Genomic DNA, 15,739 nt, shown 5'->3' with positions numbered 1-15,739 from the left:
ACTTGCGGACTGCCTTTTTCGTTGCGGTGTATGCAAGGCGGAGGGGGATTCCGTTAGCACACTTCCAGATATAGCTTTGTACCGTCACTGTATTGTAAAATAGCGACGTCACGAATCATTTCAACGGACTTGATACGTTTCCACTTCTTACGGAAATCAAAGTTGAATTCCATTTCCAACAATTTATTGTGCAGGAGCTCCATGTAGGATAGTTGCTCGGATGGGTAGTGGACTGGTACGGAACGATTTTTGAAGGTAATGACCTTTGTCATTGGGAATGCGCCTCCGTTTACTTTAATAACCACATTGTATACAAAATCTTTTAGTCACTTATAAAATCGAAATGAGACTTTTGTTTGATTTACTTAACCTTTTCTAACAAATTACAACAAAATTCGGCAATTTGAGCAGGGGGGTAATGGTATTATTTGCGAAGTGGTACAATATTAATCCACCCGTGTGTCATTCCACCAAATATAGGGTAATAACCAACAATCGGAAGGCAGGGGGATCACGTTTTGACTAATGCAAAAGCATTGTTCGCCAATATCAGTTTGCTCATCGCTCTTGCTTATTTGTTTGATTTGGGGTACAGATACCTTTTTCAATATGCGTCGAATCGTGTCAAATACGGTCTGACTATAGCGATGTTCATAGTCGGCGGTTGGTGTGCGATGGCATTCGGGCCGCGGATGGGCGATTTGCACCTGCTTGATCTGCGCATAGCGCCGCTCATTATTGCTGTGCTCGTCTTTCCATCCCCTTATGTCATCGCTCTGATCGGCGTGGGTATCGGCTTCGGACGGCTATTTCTCGACTTCGATGAAGCGGCCATAGCAGGATTCTTAAACATGGTTATCGTGGGTCTCGTCAGTGCTTGGCTAAGCAATTGGTTGAAATGGAAGCCGTGGCGATTCATCTGGAAAAGTACAGCCACCTTACTTGTAGTAAATGTCGTGTATGCTTTAATTGTGACCCTGACCTTGCTCCATCTGGATCTTATGAGTGTGCGTACGTATTGGCAGGAGTTTGGCATCTACGCGCTGCCGCTGCGGCTCTTGTTATGTGCGCTGCTAATCTTTATCATTCGTGATTTCCAGAAGGAGCAGCAGCGCGTTGACGAGCTGCGAACCATGAATATGCTGCTGCGCAGACAGACGCGTGAGCTGCGGGAGGCTAAGCGTGATGTGGAAGAGAAGGCTCGCGAGCTGATGCTGGCGAGCAAATACAAATCCGAGTTTCTTGCAAACATGTCGCATGAGTTGAAGACGCCGCTGAACAGTATTATTCTGCTGTCTCAGTTAATGCAGGAAGAGGATACGGGTCGGTATAGTGCTGAGGATGTCCGATATGCGGAGCTGATTAACGGGGCAGGAAACGATCTGCTGCAGCTGATCAATGACATTCTCGATCTCTCCAAGGTGGAAGCCGGGAAGATGGACGTCAACATCGAGCCGCTGTCGATCGAGGAGCTTGTCCAAACGCTGCATCAGCAGTTTCTCCCAGTCGCAGGACAGAAGAAGCTGCTCTTTGAAACCGAAATTTCCCCGGCTGTACCGGAGGCTATGCAATCCGATGCGCTGCGGGTCAATCAGATCTTGCGAAACTTGCTGGTCAATGCCTTCAAATTTACTGAATCGGGCTCTGTTAAGCTCGTTGTCAAAGTTGAGGGAGGCGTGCCGATCGAGCCGTCAGCGCTGAAGAAACGGACGCTTCGGAACTGGAATCCGGTGTCGTGGGGCCGCCCGGCCGTGCGAATGGTGTCGCCGCAGCGAATTTTGTTCTCCATCATCGATTCCGGCATCGGCATCGAGGCGGAGAAGCAGCAGTTAATCTTTGAGGCGTTCCAGCAGGAAGACGGCTCCATTAACCGCAATTATGGCGGGACAGGGCTTGGCCTGTCGATCAGCCTGCAGCTAGCCCGGCTGCTTGGCGGCACGTTGTCGCTCGAGAGTCGAAAGGGCGAGGGCAGCAAGTTCACGCTGCGGCTGCCGGTTATGCCGTATGGCGTGCCGACGGTGGCGCAGGAGTAGACGTTGCGCTGTGATGTGATGGCGTGTTCCTGACGAGTGGCGCGAGCGGCCTCTGGCCTCGGACCAAACTAACTCTGACCTCGCAGGTGGCCGCCTCTAACCTCACAACCAGTTGCCTCTGACGTCGCAGTAGGCTGTGGGGTTAGGTAGCTAATAGACGGGTGGATGCGAATTAGGCGAATCCCCCGTGATTAATCACGGGGGATTCTTGCTCAATAGGAGACTCGCAGCAGTCCTAGATAGATGCTATTAAGAGGATTGACGCTGAGAAAGCGTTGCAGTATATTGAAAAAAGTAGCCGTTATGTGCAGCAAAAGTAAGGTCAAGCTGGTGTAGCTCAGGGGCAGAGCAACGCACTCGTAATGCGTAGGCCGGGGGTTCAATTCCCTTCACCAGCACCATAACAATCCAATAAGGGCGTGGTTTCCGAGGTTTCGGAGGCTGCGCTTATTTTGATGTTCGGATAGTCATAGAATTGCTGTTCATATAGGCATCCAATCGCTTGGAATAGCAGGCCATTATACCGTCATGACACCAAATCGGCTATAAGAGGTAGGCTGATAGAGGGGAAGGCGATCGACTACGCAGAAACAGCGGCTTTCAGGTTATGCGTTTGCTGCGGGAATCTTGTCTTATACTAGAACACCGCTCCTTTCATAGTGTATTGTAGTTCGTTTGAAAGGAGGAAATCAGGTGTCAATTAAATTGAAAGTGAAGAGTGTTCAAAAGGTGGCTTCAAAATCCCGCAAATCTCGCGGTGCGCGTGTTTCCAACGAGCAAGTGATGGGAAACAGAAGCGGCAGCCATTGTTGTAATCAACGTGATGGCGCTGTTGAAGGTATCCAAGAGGCAGGTGCGGATCTATCCGATTTGTTCTGTCAGCTTCGTTCGCCGGTAGCAGCTGCTAAGCTTGTGCGTGCTATCCGCTGCAGAAATCGTAAAGTCATTGAAGAGTTGATCGGCTCCAACTGTAACGTTGTCTGTTTCTTCCACCAAGGCCGTATGGCTTGTGTACGCATTTCATGTGTGTTTGGTAATTGCTGCGACGTCCGCATTACATTCGACATTTGCGTATCGATGGGAAATTGTAACAACTTCTAAATTTGATTGGCGAACCGTCTTCCTCTGTAAGGGCTGTCTTCACTTCGGTGAGGCAGCCCTTATTTGTGATGAACCCCTCCCGGGACACCGGCATAGACTAACTGGAAATGGACGTTTGGCATAGGAGGGGACAGGTATGCCGTTTATTCAGAATTTTCCGTCAGCACTTCTGCAGGAGCATGTGCAATGGCACCATGCCAATCATCACGATGATCCTTCGCAGCTGCCGGCGGGATATGGTGCAAAGTTTATGCAATTCCATCGTTATTTTATCAATAAAGCGCTGCAGTGGTATTATCAACAAGGGTATGACCCGCAGCTGGTCGCGCCGTGGCAAAGTGTGCCTGAGGCGATCCGCAACACCAGCTGTTACAACAGAAACGCCGAAGCGCGCCTTATGAATAACTTGCAGTCGTTCAGCACGCTGGATCAGCTCGGGTTGTTTATCGAGGGCTCGAATTTGCATGGATGCATTCATCAAGAGGCGTCTAGAATTTTTGGCGAAGACTTTCTGAATGATTTCGATCTGGCACCTCAGAGCACGTATTTCTATCAAATACATGGCATGCTTGATCAGTTTTATAAGAGGTGGGAACAGTTGGCGGGGCAGAACGTAGGAGGCGGCAGAGGGGCGAGTCAGACCCGGAAGTCGGCTTCTACAGGGAACCGAGGGCAGGTCAGCTCAACAATGAGTCCGTCCAGAAGAGGCAAAAAAAGGCGCAGTTCCGCCCTGCTGCTCACAAATGGAGCAGCAAAGCGCGGAATACGCCTGAATAATAGCTTGAAGGCCGTGTTACAAAGTCGGCCGCCTTCACTTGTACCGTCGAAGGGAGCTGCTGGTGATCGGGGCCAAGCCGGAAACCGGCCGCCTCTGCAAGATCCCGCGATCCTTCAAACAGGGCAATCATCTCTTCGAGGTCGGCTTCGTACACCCCGGCCACTTCTTCGGCTTGCAGGGTCAGCGACCCGAGCGGCGCGTCATAAACGAAACCGAACACCTCGCTGACCTCGCGGTCGATAAACGCTGCACCCTTGGCGAAGCCCGAAGCTTCTTTACGGGCTTCGCAAAGCGGAATTAGCGCCTCGAACGGGATAGATGCGCCGAGCTCCTCTTCAATTTCGCGAGCAGCATCGCGCATCGACTCGCCGGCCGCCAGATGACCGGCCGCCGTAATATCGTAGTAACCCGGATAGGTATCCTTGTCCGAGCTCCGCTGCTGAAACAGGACCAGCTTGCGCGTGCCTTCGCGCCGCACCAGCCAGCAGTGAATGGAGTGATGCCACAGACCTCGCGCATGCACTTCGCTGCGAGGCGCCGTTCCGAGCCATATGCCGGCTTCGTCGTAAATGTCGAAGTGCTCCTCTTCAGAGCCAGATAAGTGCCCAAGAGTGGTCATCGGATTAGGACAAGCCTTCTTGCAGCTCAGCAGGCTCATCAGTCAGATGAGACGTGCAATGGCCGCAGCGAGTAGCTTTGATAGGGATCTTGGACAAGCAGTAAGGGCAAGTCTTATCCGTCGGTTCAGCAGGCGCCACTACAGGCTCGGGCTGCCCGATTCGTCGCAAGGTATTAGCGCCTTTAACCATTAGGAAGATACAGAATGCGACGATGGTAAAGTCGAGCACTACGTTGAGGAAATTACCGTATGCAATGACGGAAATGGATGCTTTTTGCGCGTTGGCCAATGTTGTTGGCGTCTCTTGATTCTCTTTAATCTTGGATAAGATCAAAAACTGATCGACCAAATTTACATTGCCAAGCAGCTTACTGATCGGAGGCATAATAATGTCATTGACCAGTGAGGTTACGATTTTACCGAAGGCGCCGCCGATGATAACACCGACTGCTAAATCCAGCACGTTGCCGCGGACGGCAAACTCTCTAAACTCTTTTAAAATTTTAACCATAAGTTCACTCCTTTACTTGCAATATTATAGCGCACCTCCCAGTTTAGGAACAGTCCAGATGTCATAGGAAGGATATTCCTACACTTTCCTGGCGAAGAAAAAAGGATAATTTGGGAAAATGTCGAATTCCACAGCGAGTAGACTTCCCAAAATCTATCGTTATCGGAGAATCGTAATGAGTGAACTTATGATTGGCGATAAGTGGATGCTGTTGATGCTGGCACTCACAATCAATTTATTTGCCTCCATCACGATGTACAGCATGATTGGTCACCTCCAAATGCTCCGTGTCATGCGGCAATATTGGCTGCTTAGCGGTGCGCTTGTTTATGGTCTCGGGTTGTGGGTGAGCCATTTCATCATATTATTGACATCAGACACCATGATTCTCATTGACTGGACGATCATTGTTAAACTATTCAGCATAATGGCAAGCGCTTACGGGTCCTTCCGGCTGCTAGGTTCCAGATTACCGCATACGGTCCGTTTACTGGGCTGCAGCTTGCTGATGGCACTCGGAACGAGCTCTTTGATTTATTCCACGCTGCTTAGCATGCAGGTGGAAGGCTACAGCATTCATTACAATTTAGCATGCTTCTCGTTTCTGTTTAGCTTCTTCGGGACGGCGTGTTCGTTCTATATCTTCGAGCGGAAGAACGGCTCCATGCTGATTGCGGGCCTGATGCTCGGATTCGTCGGCATTATTATGCAGCTGTTAGGGCTTGAAACGGTTACCGTGATCTATTCGGTTGTGCTTACCGCAGATCGACTGAATGATTACATGCAGTTGCTCTCTGTTGTACTTGGTCTGGCTACGCTGGTCATCTTTGTGTTCAGCTTGGTAGCCCGTTATGTAGACCGCCGTTATACCTCGATGAATGAACGGTATAAGCTGCTGGTTGAAACGTCCATTGATATGATCGCCATCATTCATGATGAGAAATGGGAATATATTAATCGTTCCGGACTCCAAATGTTCGCGGCGGACAGCGAAGCCGATATGCTCGGCAAGCCGGTCTACCAATTTCTGCAGCCCAAGTTTCATACGGTGCTGAAGAGAATGCTTCAAGTGACGAAGCAGCGGGTTCGACAGAGCCCGATAGAGTTGGATTGGTATACGGTGCAAGGTAAACCGCTGCATACGGAAGTCATTGAGACGAGTACGAAGCTGTCGGGTAAACCGGTGTTTCAAATCATTATCCGCGACATCTCGGAGCGCAAGAAGAACGAAGAGCTGCTCATTAATTCCGAGAAGCTCTATGTAGCCGGTCAGCTGGCGGCAGGGATCGCGCATGAAATCCGCAACCCGCTCACCTCCTTGAAGGGATTCCTGCAGCTCATCGCATCCGGGCGCAACAACAGTAAGAACTACTACGACATTATGAAATCGGAATTGAATCGGATCGAATCGATCGTGAGCGAGCTGCTGATGCTGTCCAAGCCTCAGATTTACGAACTGGCTTACAAGGATATCCGCTCCATTATGGCGGATACGATTACGCTGCTGGAAGCACAGGCGATCCTGCACAATATAGAGATTGAATCCAATATGGGCGAGGAAGCGCTGTGGGTAAGAGGCGTTGAGAATCAGCTCAAGCAAGTGTTTATCAATGTGCTCAAGAACGCGATCGAGGTCATGATGGACGGCGGCCATATCACAGTGACATGCTTGCGCGAAGGCAATCGTATTATCGCGCGCATCGCGGATCGGGGTCCCGGTATTCCGCAGGATCAGCTCGCGAAGATTGGTCAACCTTTCTATACGACGAAGGAGAAGGGCACGGGTCTCGGGCTGATGGTGACTTACAAAATCGTAGACAATCATCAAGGCAGCATCGAAGTGAAAAGCTCTGTGGGTGATGGAACAACGTTTGATATTATATTGCCTTATCAGATTCCGGCAGAGGTTACGGACGTTGAGGTTTGGAATAAGGTCACGCCGATCCACCGGCTGCGCCAAGAAGACGAAAGCGCATCATGAACTTGTCATGATGCGCCAGCTATAAGCTGCAAAATGGCAGCCGGTTACCGCAGTAAGCGAATGCGGTTGCCGGCTGCTTCTGCGTATAAGGGGGTGGCACCGGCAGGTTCGCCGTCACCATATATCCCAATCGGCTCTTCGCCGGTCCTCTGCTGGGCTGCGACGTTCACAACCTTGCCCCGCAGCATCTTCACGTAGGGAAGGTGAACGTGTTTGCCGCTTAGGAGCGTAGGGAAGACGCGCAGCATCTGCAGCGCGGTGCAGGTATGGATCACGCACACGTCCAGCAGGCCGTCAGTCGGCGAAGCATCCGGGCAAATGCGCAAGCCTCCGCCATAAGCCGGAACGCTGCATACGGCTGCCATCCAACCGCGTTCGAATTCGTGTGCCGCACCGTCTACCGTCACAATAATCGGCCGTGGGCGATAGGACATTAGCATTTGAAAGAGACCGATGACATAGGCGAAGGAGCCGGCCCCGAACAGGTTGCATATTTTCTTATAGGCGGAACGGTTAACGGCTGCGGCAATTGCGGCATCGAAGCCGACGGCAAGAGCGGTGAGAACAGGGCGCATCGTCGATTGTTCGCCCGGAGCACTGCTGCGCAGCAGGATGAGATCTACCGGTAAAGCGCTTTCGCAACGGAGGATGCGATTGAGCGCTTCGATCGGCTCCGCAGGAATCTCGAAGGCGCGCGCAGTGTCATTGCCTGAACCGGAAGGGATGATGCCAAGCGGCACGCCGCTCTCATATAAAGCAGGCAATATGCTGTGGATCGTACCGTCTCCGCCGATCACTATGACGGCCTGAACGGACGACCGCGCTGCGGGGCTGCCGTACGAATCGTTGCTATTCGCGGAAGCAGGCACATCGGCCGGCAAGTCCGTAGTGCTGCCCGTGTATATGGCAAGCTGCTTGCGGATTTCCGTGCATGCTTCTTCCGGCGTTTGTGCCATGATCGCTCGGTAGGGGAGCTTGCGGCGTTGCAGCTCAGCCTCCACGAGCGTCCATACTTTCTTGCCCCGGCCGCCGCCGGACTTGTCATTTACGGCAAAAATCCACATGTGCTTGACGCCTCCTCTGATGTGCTCATTATAAAGGTGGATCAGCAGGTTGAAAACTTCTTTTTGCTGAAGAATCGGCTATAATACTTGAGTGTTGCAAAAAAATCGGAAGACTCAAGTATAATACTTGAGTGTTGCAAAAAAATCGGAAGACTCAAGTATAATAGCGAAAGGAGGCGAGAACAGAGAGATGGCAGAACCGTTGAAATTGATGTATGACATGCCGTTCCTGCGGCAATTTGCGGAGCTAACCGCATCCGAGTGGCCGGCCTTCGAGCGCGAACGCTTCATTGCATTGGTCACAGGCGAAGGCTGGGAGGCGCTAGAGCTCAAGGGCCGAATTCGCCGCATTACGGAATCATTAGGGGCTGTATTGCCCGCAACTTACCCGGAGGCACTGGATGTGCTGCTTGCGATTCATGAGCGGTGTGCCGGATTTCCTTATTTATTCTTCCCCGATTTTGTAGAGCGATATGGGCTTTCCGATTGGGAACGTTCCATGCGTGCACTGGAGAAGTTTACGATTCAATCGTCGGCGGAATTTGCGATTCGGCAATTTCTAATACAAGAGACGGAGCGGACGATGGCCCGAATGATGGAATGGGCACAGAGCGATAACGAGCATTTACGACGTCTGGCCAGCGAAGGCTGCAGACCGCGATTGCCGTGGGGACAGGCACTCACGATGTTCAAGCGTGATCCGTCTCCGATCCTCCCGCTGCTGGAGCTGCTCAAATGCGATCCATCGCTCTATGTACGCAAGAGTGTCGCGAACAATCTGAACGATATCGCCAAAGATCACCCTGGTGTGGTAAAAGCAATCGCTGCGCGCTGGAAGGGACAGCATACACTCACAGACTGGATTGTTCGTCATGGCTGTCGTACGCTGATTAAAGCTGCCGATCCGGAGATTATGGCGTTGTTCGGTTATGAGGAAGGGGCTGCGCAAAGCTGCGTGGATGCCGCTGAAATCGAGGTTATGCCGGATAATGTCGAGATCGGCGGTATCGTTCAGGTCAATTACGCGATGCGACTGAGCGATTCGACAAACGAACCGATCAAGCTTCGTATCGAGCTTGGTGTTTGCTATGTGAAGGCTGGAGGCAAGGTATCGCAGAAACGGTTCCTGCTGAGCGACAAGCGTACAGCGCCTGGAACAAGATTGGCCGGCGGGAAGAAGCTGGACTTCAGAGACTTAACGACACGTAAGCATTATCCGGGACTGCACAGGCTTGAGCTTGTCGTGAATGGCGAACCCGTTGCTGAAACAGCAGTCATGATCTATGGTTCGGTTGATGAGCTCAAGAAGGGGAGCAGAGTGGAATGACCATTGGCGCACGCGTGTTGAAAACAGGCCTCGCGGTAGCGCTGGCGGTCTATCTGAGCAGCCTGCTGGAGTTCCCTTCCCCGATCATTGCGGCGGTTGCTTCCATATTTACGATTCAGCCCTCCATCTCACGCTCTTGGCAGCAGATTGTGGATCAGCTGCAAACGAATGTGCTGGGGGCCATAGTGGCACTCGCAGCCGTCAGGTTATTCGGGCATACCCCGATTGCGGTTGGCTTGGTTTGTATTATCGTCATCCTGATCAGTATTAAGCTCCGGATGGAGAATACGATCGGGCTGACGCTCGTAACTGTAGTAGCGGTGATGGAAGCGAATCAGGGAGGCTGGCTGTTTGCCGTTGAACGTTTCCTCATGGTACTGACAGGAATGGGTGCCGCCTTCGCGGTCAACATTCTCGTCATTCCCCCGCGTCCGCGAAAGCTGTTCACCGTCCAGGTACAGGAAGCCTATACGCAATTATCATTGCTGCTGCGCATGGCGATTTCGAACGAGATGCGCGAGGACGTGCATCGCAAGGAGAAAGAGAAGCTGCAAGGAACGCTTCGCAAGCTCGATGAGGCTTACCTGCTATTTGAAGAAGAGCGCTCACTGAGGCCGCAGCGCAGGCAGATTCGTGCACGGCAATTGATTCTGTCCAAGCATCTCATCAAGGCGCTGCATCAAGGCGTCGATTTGCTGGAAGTGGTGGAAGAGCATTATTTTGCAGCTGCAGGAGCAGAAGCGTGGGCGAAGCAATTCGATCGCCAGATTGAAGAGCTGACCAAGTACCACGAGCAGATCTTGCTGAAGATTGAGGGAAAAATGAAGCCGAGCGCTGCAATCGAGCCCGAGGAAGAACGTGAAGCGAGGCTCATTAAGCAGCTGAACGATTACATGCGCGAGGACCCGGACGAGCATAAGCGGCTTGTCTTCGTCGCATCGGCCATGCTGGAGTACGCTTACCATTTGCGCCGATTAGAACGTGTGTCGGACCAAGTCCAGCAGCGCAGCGATAGTCTATAACGATTTAACGCCCTTGTACCGGCGCTTGGCGCCGGATACAGGGGCGTTATTCATTACTGCAGCTTATTCGGTTGAGCAGGATGTCGCTTCGGATGCTGAAGATGCGCCTCGTGCGCGGTGGCATCCTTCTGCGGGTAGAGACGGGGATCGGTCTCGCCGGTCTCATGCGTGTTGATATCGAGCTGCGTGAGCTCCCATTCGGTGGCGCCAAGCGCAGGATCAGCCGGGAACACATCGCCGCGTTTCAGCTTCTCCTCCCGGCCCCACTCATTCTTATATACGCCGTCTACTTCAACCGGTTCACCGGACATGGGATCCATTTCAAAATGGCCTTTTTCTTCGCTCATAACGCTCTCCTCCTGATGAATGGCATCCTTAACAGTTTGCCACAGGGAGAGGGAAACTATGTGCGAATCGGACTGTGAAGAACGTTTGCGAATAGCGGTTATATCAGTCGAAGCCCGCAAGAAGGGCACTCCACATGCTGATGAGTGACGGGATCACCGCAAGCCGGGCAAGGCTCGGTGAAGGATTCTTCAGATAAGGCATCCCGAGCTGCAGCACTCTCTTGTTGCCCGCTGGTGGCAGGATCAGCTTGAACAGGGGAAGCGGTACCCCCGAACAAGGCTGTCACGAATTGTTTGATTTCCGGATGTTTGTCCGAATCATCCGTCGACAAACGAATCATGAAAACCATGGCTGCGACAAGTCCGCCTGCTATCAGCAATACAATGCTGGTCGCAAATACATTCATCATAAGCGGACCCTCCCCAGGATTATTTCAGATGATAACGTGACTCCAGTTTCTTGCCGCCAAACCACATTACGACAAGCAGCACAAGAGTGATGATGATGCGCCACGGTTCTTCGAGCAGATCGCCGATATTGAAGCTCAGCAGCGATACGCTGAAAATCATAACCGCTTTACCGAGCAAGATGGCAAGCACGAAGGAACCGAAGGAAATCCCGCTAAGACCGGATACGATGTTAATGATGGCAGAAGGCGAGAATGGAAAACACGCGAATAGAAAGATCGGTGTAAAGCCGCGGCGTTCAATGAACGTGAGCAGCTTCGAGGCTCTTGGGAAACGGCGGCGAAGCCAGCCGCTGAAATGACCGCCTAGCTTGCGAGCGAGCCAGAACACAAGAATCGATCCGACGGAAACGCCAAGCCAGGAATAGAAGGAACCGAGCCACAGCCCGTAAATATTCGCATTCGCGGCAACAAATACGAGCAGCGGCAGAATCGGCAGAAACGATTCTGCCAAGGGCAGCAGAATACCCGGCAGCGGTCCGTATGCTTTGTAGCTTTCCAGCGTTCGCTGCAGGTGTTCAAGGTCCATTTTCTTAAAGGAGTCAATCAATTCTTGCAAAACATTCATTCCGTGTTCTCTCCTTGCTTCATCACGTTTTGCCGTGGCTGCTGTCTTTAAACGCACGGAATGGGAACCAAATGTAGAAAAAACCGATTAATGCATACATGATTCCGCTGTACCAAAGTACGGCGGATTGTCCCTGCCATGTAGCCAATGTGCCGCCGACAACAGGACCGATCATCCCGCCAATGCCCTCGACGGTAGAGAAGATTCCCCATCCGAGCCCCTGCTGCTTAGGCGGCACATAATTGGCCAGTAGCGCATTCCAAGCAGGCAGCAGTGTGGCGTACGACAAGCCAAGAACGGCAGTCAGCACGATGCATTGCCACATTGGAGGAGCAAGCGATAGGAAGTAAAGGGCTGCACCGATCATAACGAAGCCGAAGACAAGGAACCATTTCTTCCCGCCGAGGATGTCCGATAAACGCCCAAGGGGGATGAGGCCTGCAACGGTGCAAGCGCCGCCTGCAAGTAGGAGCAGAGAATATTGCGCGCCGTTCATTCCGAGTTTGTTCTCGGCAAAGCTCGGCAGAATAGGCACAAGCATGCCCGCGCCCATCGTTTGAAGCACCATTCCGGGCAGCAGCAGACGCATATGCCGAAGACGTTCCTTTAGTATTACGAGCTGTTCGCGTAATGGTAGCGAAGAAGTTGCGCCGGATGACTTCCGGTTGCTGATGAACAAGGAGAGCAGCCAACAGAGAAGCGCCAGCCCAAGCAGCAAATAATAGGTCCAAGCCGTGCTGTGATCGAGCAAAATATTCGTCACGATCGGTCCGGAGCCGATGCCGATGAACCAGATCGTGTAGAGAAAGCCCATCTGCATGGCGCGGCGATCCTCGGAAACCTTCGTCAGACAAACGATCCAAATCGGCGATATGCCAACGCCATATAAGGCGGCAGCAGTAATAAACAGCCATGGCTGCTGAGCGAATTGCAGGAGGAAAATGCCGACGAGCGAAGCAAACAGGCCGGTATGTACGACAAACCGGATGGAGAAGCGATCGAGCAAATAGCCGATGGCCATTTTGAGTGCGGTGTCGGTTAAGTAGTGAGCGGTAATGGCAATGCCAATAATGTCCAGAGACAAGCCGAGCGTCTTCTCGCCGAAGATCGGAAGGAAGCTGATTAAAGCAGCGCCGCGGATAAATTCAACCAGAAATAAAATGACCGAGAACAATACAATTTCACGGCCGAATAGACGAGTAGTCATGAGGTCACATCCCCTTTAGGCAGATTAATCATAAGTTCAATCACCGGTGGGCAGACGTCTTCTTCATTATATGCAAGCTGGAACAAAAATCCAAGTGACGCCCCCACAGCAGGTACGCTATAGGATTCCCCAGAAAATTGCGGATCATTGCTTGTTGTAACGGGAGATAGTAAAAAAGCCTGACCGCTCCAAGGGAGGAGCTGGCCAGGCTTTACAAAAACATTAAATTAGGAGATTGAACAACACCGGGTCCTTGTTCAGTTCCAGGAAATTAAGTCCCTTCTTGTGCATGCGCGCAACGAGCGGTTCATAATCGTTACGGTTCTTGAGCTCGATGCCGACAAGCGCAGGACCGTTGTCTTTGTTATGCTTCTTCGTGTATTCAAACCGAGTGATATCATCATCGGGTCCGAGCACCTCATCGAGGAATTCGCGCAAAGCGCCTGCCCGCTGCGGGAAGTTAACCATGAAGTAATGCTTCAGCCCTTCAAATACGAGCGAGCGCTCCTTGATTTCCTGCATACGGTCGACATCGTTATTGCCGCCGCTGACGACGCAAACGACTGTTTTGCCGGCGATTTGATCCCGGTACAGATCGAGTGCCGCAATCGGCAGTGAACCTGCCGGCTCGACGACGATGGCATTCTCGTTGTACAGATCCAGCATCGCTGTGCAAGCTTTGCCTTCCGGTACGAGAATAATATCGTCGATCATATCCCGGCACATGCGGAAGGTGAGTTCGCCTACGCGTTTAACGGCAGCGCCGTCGACGAATTTATCGATCGTATCCATCGTCTGTACTTCGCCCGCATCGAGCGAGGCGCGCATGGATGCGGCGCCTTCCGGCTCAATCCCGATCAGCTTCGTACTAGGCGAGACGGCTTTGACATAAGCGCCAACGCCCGCAGCGAGGCCGCCGCCGCCGATCGTAACGAACACGAAGTCAGGTGCAGATTCGATGGCTTCCATGATCTCTTTGCCAATCGTTCCGTTGCCTGCAATGATCTTCGGATCGTCGAAGGGATGAATGAAGGCGAGATCGTCCTTGCGGCTCGCTGCGATTGCCTCGTTGAATGCATCGTCGAACGTATCGCCGGTTAGAATAATTTCGACATCGGCGCCGCCGAAGAAAGCGACTTGATTGACCTTCTGCCTAGGCGTTGTGCTTGGCATATAGATTTTGCCGGGGATACCGAGCGTATGGCAGGAATAAGCGACGCCTTGGGCGTGATTGCCGGCACTGGCGCATACGACGCCGCGCATTACACGCTCTTCGGGAAGCGACTTGATCAAGTGATACGCGCCTCGCAGCTTGAACGAACGGACGACCTGCAGATCCTCCCGTTTCAGATAAACATTGCAGCCGTAGCGCTCGGACAGCACTCGGTTATGCTGCAGCGGTGTACGTGCCGCCACTTCCTTTACGTGCATTTGCGCTTGTGCAATTTCGGTCAAGCCAACTGAGATCGTCGCGCTAACATTCCATTCATTTCCCATGACAGCCCATTCCTCCCCGGATACGTATAAACAACAAAAAAATCCCGTCCCACAAGGGACGAGATTGATCTCGCGTTACCACCCTACTTCCGCTAAAACCTTCATCATCGAAGGCTGAAACGGCTCTTTGTCACGTACTACCATACGCGCTCCGTGTAACGGCGGATACCGTCCATGCTTACTTGCCAAACTTCAAGCGTGCTTGAAGCGGGCGTGTTCTGCAGGGCTTCTTCGGGAGGATGCAGCATAGCTCGGCAAACGTCGGCTTTCAGCGATGCGCCGACTCTCTGAGGATTGTCCATAGCGATGTGCGTGTTCCCATCAACGAATTTGAACATTTCGATTATCCTTGTTATACTCCCAAGCCGGGTAATTGTCAACGGGCATTTGCCTAGGATATTTCGCCAGCAGCTCGGTAATGATGAGGGAACATGCCAGTGAGGAGGGAATGAACATGCCTTTTCGAAGCAATCGGTGGCTCCAAGTCGACATCATCGTGTTTGTCATTCTGTGGGGGCTGCTGGCGCTCTACCCCGTTAATATTTTTGATTGGTGGATGGAAAATATTTTGAACTTCCTGACGGTAATCACACTAGTAATCGGATATCGCTATTTCAAATTCAACAACATCGCCTATACGCTGATCATGGTCTTCCTATTGCTGCATACAGTTGGTGCGCATTACGCATACGGGGTAACTCCTTTGGATCGCTTCATGCATAAGGTGTTTGATTTCAAGCGGAACCAGTATGACCGTGTAGTTCATTTTGCTTTTGGCTTATTGCTTGCTTATCCGGCAGTCGAGTTATTAACCGGCGTCACGGGTTTGCGCAGAGGCTGGTCCTACCTGCTCGTTCCGTGGCTGCTTCTTGGTTTTGCTGCGATTTACGAAATTGGTGAGATGTGGGTCGTATTTGTGGCGCCTCCGGAGAAAGGGAACTTATTTCTTGGTGCCCAGGGGGACAAGTGGGATGCTCAGCACGATATGGAGGTTACACTTTACGGCGCGATAATTACGATGCTTTGGGTGTGGATTTATAGGTACAAACACGAGGGTATTTAGAATATAATAGACGTATTTTTATTATTGTCTATGTTTATGAGAGTGAAACTACAGTTCTGTCTATAGAATCGGCGAGAGCGGTGTCCGGCTAGTGAGAGCGTGGCGCCTTATTTTTGTATGCAAAAGAGGGTGTTTCCGGCAGGCAGCTTGGATT

General features: G+C 51.9%; 16 protein-coding genes and 1 tRNA gene. 7 read left to right on the top strand and 10 right to left on the bottom strand.

Features of this window, described 5'->3' with window-relative positions:
* Positions 1–518 precede the first annotated feature (518 nt).
* From AC0YN4_RS22185 to AC0YN4_RS22175, 3 genes are all read left to right on the top strand, one after another.
* The gene (locus tag AC0YN4_RS22185) at positions 519–2,033 is read left to right on the top strand and encodes a sensor histidine kinase (protein WP_475782654.1); all 1,515 of its coding nucleotides are present in this window, start codon (positions 519–521) and stop codon (positions 2,031–2,033) included.
* A 326-nt stretch (positions 2,034–2,359) separates the two neighbouring features.
* A tRNA-Thr gene (locus tag AC0YN4_RS22180) sits at positions 2,360–2,434 on the top strand.
* Between the two features lie 292 nt (positions 2,435–2,726).
* The gene (locus AC0YN4_RS22175; RefSeq protein ID WP_475782653.1) at positions 2,727–3,134 is read left to right on the top strand and encodes a hypothetical protein; all 408 of its coding nucleotides are present in this window, start codon (positions 2,727–2,729) and stop codon (positions 3,132–3,134) included.
* Positions 3,135–3,294: 160 nt separating this feature from the next.
* Here AC0YN4_RS22175 and AC0YN4_RS22170 read toward each other — a convergent pair whose 3' ends face one another.
* From AC0YN4_RS22170 to mscL, 3 genes are all read right to left on the bottom strand, one after another.
* Positions 3,295–3,612, bottom strand: coding sequence for a hypothetical protein (locus AC0YN4_RS22170; RefSeq protein ID WP_475782652.1), 318 nt, complete (start codon positions 3,610–3,612; stop codon positions 3,295–3,297).
* 259 nt (positions 3,613–3,871) lie between these two features.
* Complete coding sequence (locus AC0YN4_RS22165; protein ID WP_475782651.1) at positions 3,872–4,531, bottom strand: NUDIX hydrolase; 660 nt, start codon at positions 4,529–4,531, stop codon at positions 3,872–3,874.
* A gap of 4 nt (positions 4,532–4,535) precedes the next feature.
* Positions 4,536–5,042, bottom strand: coding sequence for a large conductance mechanosensitive channel protein MscL (gene mscL / locus AC0YN4_RS22160; protein WP_475782650.1), 507 nt, complete (start codon positions 5,040–5,042; stop codon positions 4,536–4,538).
* Positions 5,043–5,217: 175 nt separating this feature from the next.
* Here mscL and AC0YN4_RS22155 point away from each other — a divergent pair, with 175 nt between their 5' ends.
* Positions 5,218–7,023, top strand: coding sequence for an ATP-binding protein (locus tag AC0YN4_RS22155; protein WP_475782649.1), 1,806 nt, complete (start codon positions 5,218–5,220; stop codon positions 7,021–7,023).
* A gap of 44 nt (positions 7,024–7,067) precedes the next feature.
* Here the strand turns inward: AC0YN4_RS22155 and AC0YN4_RS22150 are convergent, their stop codons facing one another.
* On the bottom strand, positions 7,068–8,087 hold the full coding sequence (locus tag AC0YN4_RS22150; protein WP_475836804.1) for a diacylglycerol/lipid kinase family protein: 1,020 nt from the start codon (positions 8,085–8,087) through the stop codon (positions 7,068–7,070).
* A gap of 190 nt (positions 8,088–8,277) precedes the next feature.
* Between AC0YN4_RS22150 and AC0YN4_RS22145 the strand changes: the two genes are divergently transcribed.
* Together AC0YN4_RS22145 and AC0YN4_RS22140 are read left to right on the top strand one after the other, a co-directional pair.
* A complete protein-coding gene (locus tag AC0YN4_RS22145; RefSeq protein WP_475782647.1) occupies positions 8,278–9,414 on the top strand; it encodes a DNA alkylation repair protein in 1,137 nt (378 codons plus the stop codon).
* Entirely contained in the window at positions 9,411–10,436 is a 1,026-nt protein-coding gene (locus AC0YN4_RS22140; protein ID WP_475782646.1) for an FUSC family protein, read from the top strand. Before AC0YN4_RS22145 ends, AC0YN4_RS22140 begins: the two co-directional genes overlap by 4 nt.
* Positions 10,437–10,489: 53 nt before the next feature.
* On the opposite strand, the gene AC0YN4_RS22135 is transcribed toward AC0YN4_RS22140, so the two are convergent.
* From AC0YN4_RS22135 to AC0YN4_RS22110, 6 genes are all read right to left on the bottom strand, one after another.
* Complete coding sequence (locus AC0YN4_RS22135; RefSeq protein ID WP_475782645.1) at positions 10,490–10,783, bottom strand: transposase; 294 nt, start codon at positions 10,781–10,783, stop codon at positions 10,490–10,492.
* Between the two features lie 98 nt (positions 10,784–10,881).
* On the bottom strand, positions 10,882–11,193 hold the full coding sequence (locus tag AC0YN4_RS22130) for a hypothetical protein (protein WP_475782644.1): 312 nt from the start codon (positions 11,191–11,193) through the stop codon (positions 10,882–10,884).
* A 19-nt stretch (positions 11,194–11,212) separates the two neighbouring features.
* On the bottom strand, positions 11,213–11,818 hold the full coding sequence (locus AC0YN4_RS22125; RefSeq protein WP_475782643.1) for a TVP38/TMEM64 family protein: 606 nt from the start codon (positions 11,816–11,818) through the stop codon (positions 11,213–11,215).
* A 22-nt stretch (positions 11,819–11,840) separates the two neighbouring features.
* Positions 11,841–13,025, bottom strand: coding sequence for an MFS transporter (locus AC0YN4_RS22120; RefSeq protein ID WP_475782642.1), 1,185 nt, complete (start codon positions 13,023–13,025; stop codon positions 11,841–11,843).
* A gap of 222 nt (positions 13,026–13,247) precedes the next feature.
* Positions 13,248–14,522 (bottom strand): threonine ammonia-lyase IlvA, encoded by a 1,275-nt coding sequence (ilvA, locus tag AC0YN4_RS22115; protein ID WP_475782641.1) that lies wholly within the window; start codon positions 14,520–14,522, stop codon positions 13,248–13,250.
* 137 nt (positions 14,523–14,659) lie between these two features.
* On the bottom strand, positions 14,660–14,860 hold the full coding sequence (locus AC0YN4_RS22110; protein WP_475782640.1) for a hypothetical protein: 201 nt from the start codon (positions 14,858–14,860) through the stop codon (positions 14,660–14,662).
* A 116-nt stretch (positions 14,861–14,976) separates the two neighbouring features.
* Between AC0YN4_RS22110 and AC0YN4_RS22105 the strand changes: the two genes are divergently transcribed.
* Positions 14,977–15,585, top strand: a complete 609-nt coding sequence (locus tag AC0YN4_RS22105) for a DUF2238 domain-containing protein (RefSeq protein ID WP_475782639.1) — start codon at positions 14,977–14,979, stop codon at positions 15,583–15,585.
* Positions 15,586–15,739 lie beyond the last annotated feature (154 nt).

Source organism: Paenibacillus sp. J22R3, assembly GCF_056269305.1.
This window is presented reverse-complemented; position numbering and strand designations above follow the sequence as displayed.

What these genes read in the sequence shown, in the direction of transcription:
- AC0YN4_RS22170 (WP_475782652.1), bottom strand. Translation starts at nt 3,612, where the DNA reads ATGAATGCATCCATGCAAATTCGAGCCCTCGATAAACAACCCGAGCTG.
- AC0YN4_RS22165 (WP_475782651.1), bottom strand. Translation starts at nt 4,531, where the DNA reads ATGACCACTCTTGGGCACTTATCTGGCTCTGAAGAGGAGCACTTCGAC.
- mscL (WP_475782650.1), bottom strand. Translation starts at nt 5,042, where the DNA reads ATGGTTAAAATTTTAAAAGAGTTTAGAGAGTTTGCCGTCCGCGGCAAC.
- AC0YN4_RS22155 (WP_475782649.1), top strand. Translation starts at nt 5,218, where the DNA reads ATGAGTGAACTTATGATTGGCGATAAGTGGATGCTGTTGATGCTGGCA.
- AC0YN4_RS22150 (WP_475836804.1), bottom strand. Translation starts at nt 8,087, where the DNA reads ATGTGGATTTTTGCCGTAAATGACAAGTCCGGCGGCGGCCGGGGCAAG.
- AC0YN4_RS22145 (WP_475782647.1), top strand. Translation starts at nt 8,278, where the DNA reads ATGGCAGAACCGTTGAAATTGATGTATGACATGCCGTTCCTGCGGCAA.
- AC0YN4_RS22140 (WP_475782646.1), top strand. Translation starts at nt 9,411, where the DNA reads ATGACCATTGGCGCACGCGTGTTGAAAACAGGCCTCGCGGTAGCGCTG.
- AC0YN4_RS22135 (WP_475782645.1), bottom strand. Translation starts at nt 10,783, where the DNA reads ATGAGCGAAGAAAAAGGCCATTTTGAAATGGATCCCATGTCCGGTGAA.
- AC0YN4_RS22130 (WP_475782644.1), bottom strand. Translation starts at nt 11,193, where the DNA reads ATGATGAATGTATTTGCGACCAGCATTGTATTGCTGATAGCAGGCGGA.
- AC0YN4_RS22125 (WP_475782643.1), bottom strand. Translation starts at nt 11,818, where the DNA reads ATGAATGTTTTGCAAGAATTGATTGACTCCTTTAAGAAAATGGACCTT.
- AC0YN4_RS22120 (WP_475782642.1), bottom strand. Translation starts at nt 13,025, where the DNA reads ATGACTACTCGTCTATTCGGCCGTGAAATTGTATTGTTCTCGGTCATT.
- ilvA (WP_475782641.1), bottom strand. Translation starts at nt 14,522, where the DNA reads ATGGGAAATGAATGGAATGTTAGCGCGACGATCTCAGTTGGCTTGACC.
- AC0YN4_RS22110 (WP_475782640.1), bottom strand. Translation starts at nt 14,860, where the DNA reads ATGTTCAAATTCGTTGATGGGAACACGCACATCGCTATGGACAATCCT.
- AC0YN4_RS22105 (WP_475782639.1), top strand. Translation starts at nt 14,977, where the DNA reads ATGCCTTTTCGAAGCAATCGGTGGCTCCAAGTCGACATCATCGTGTTT.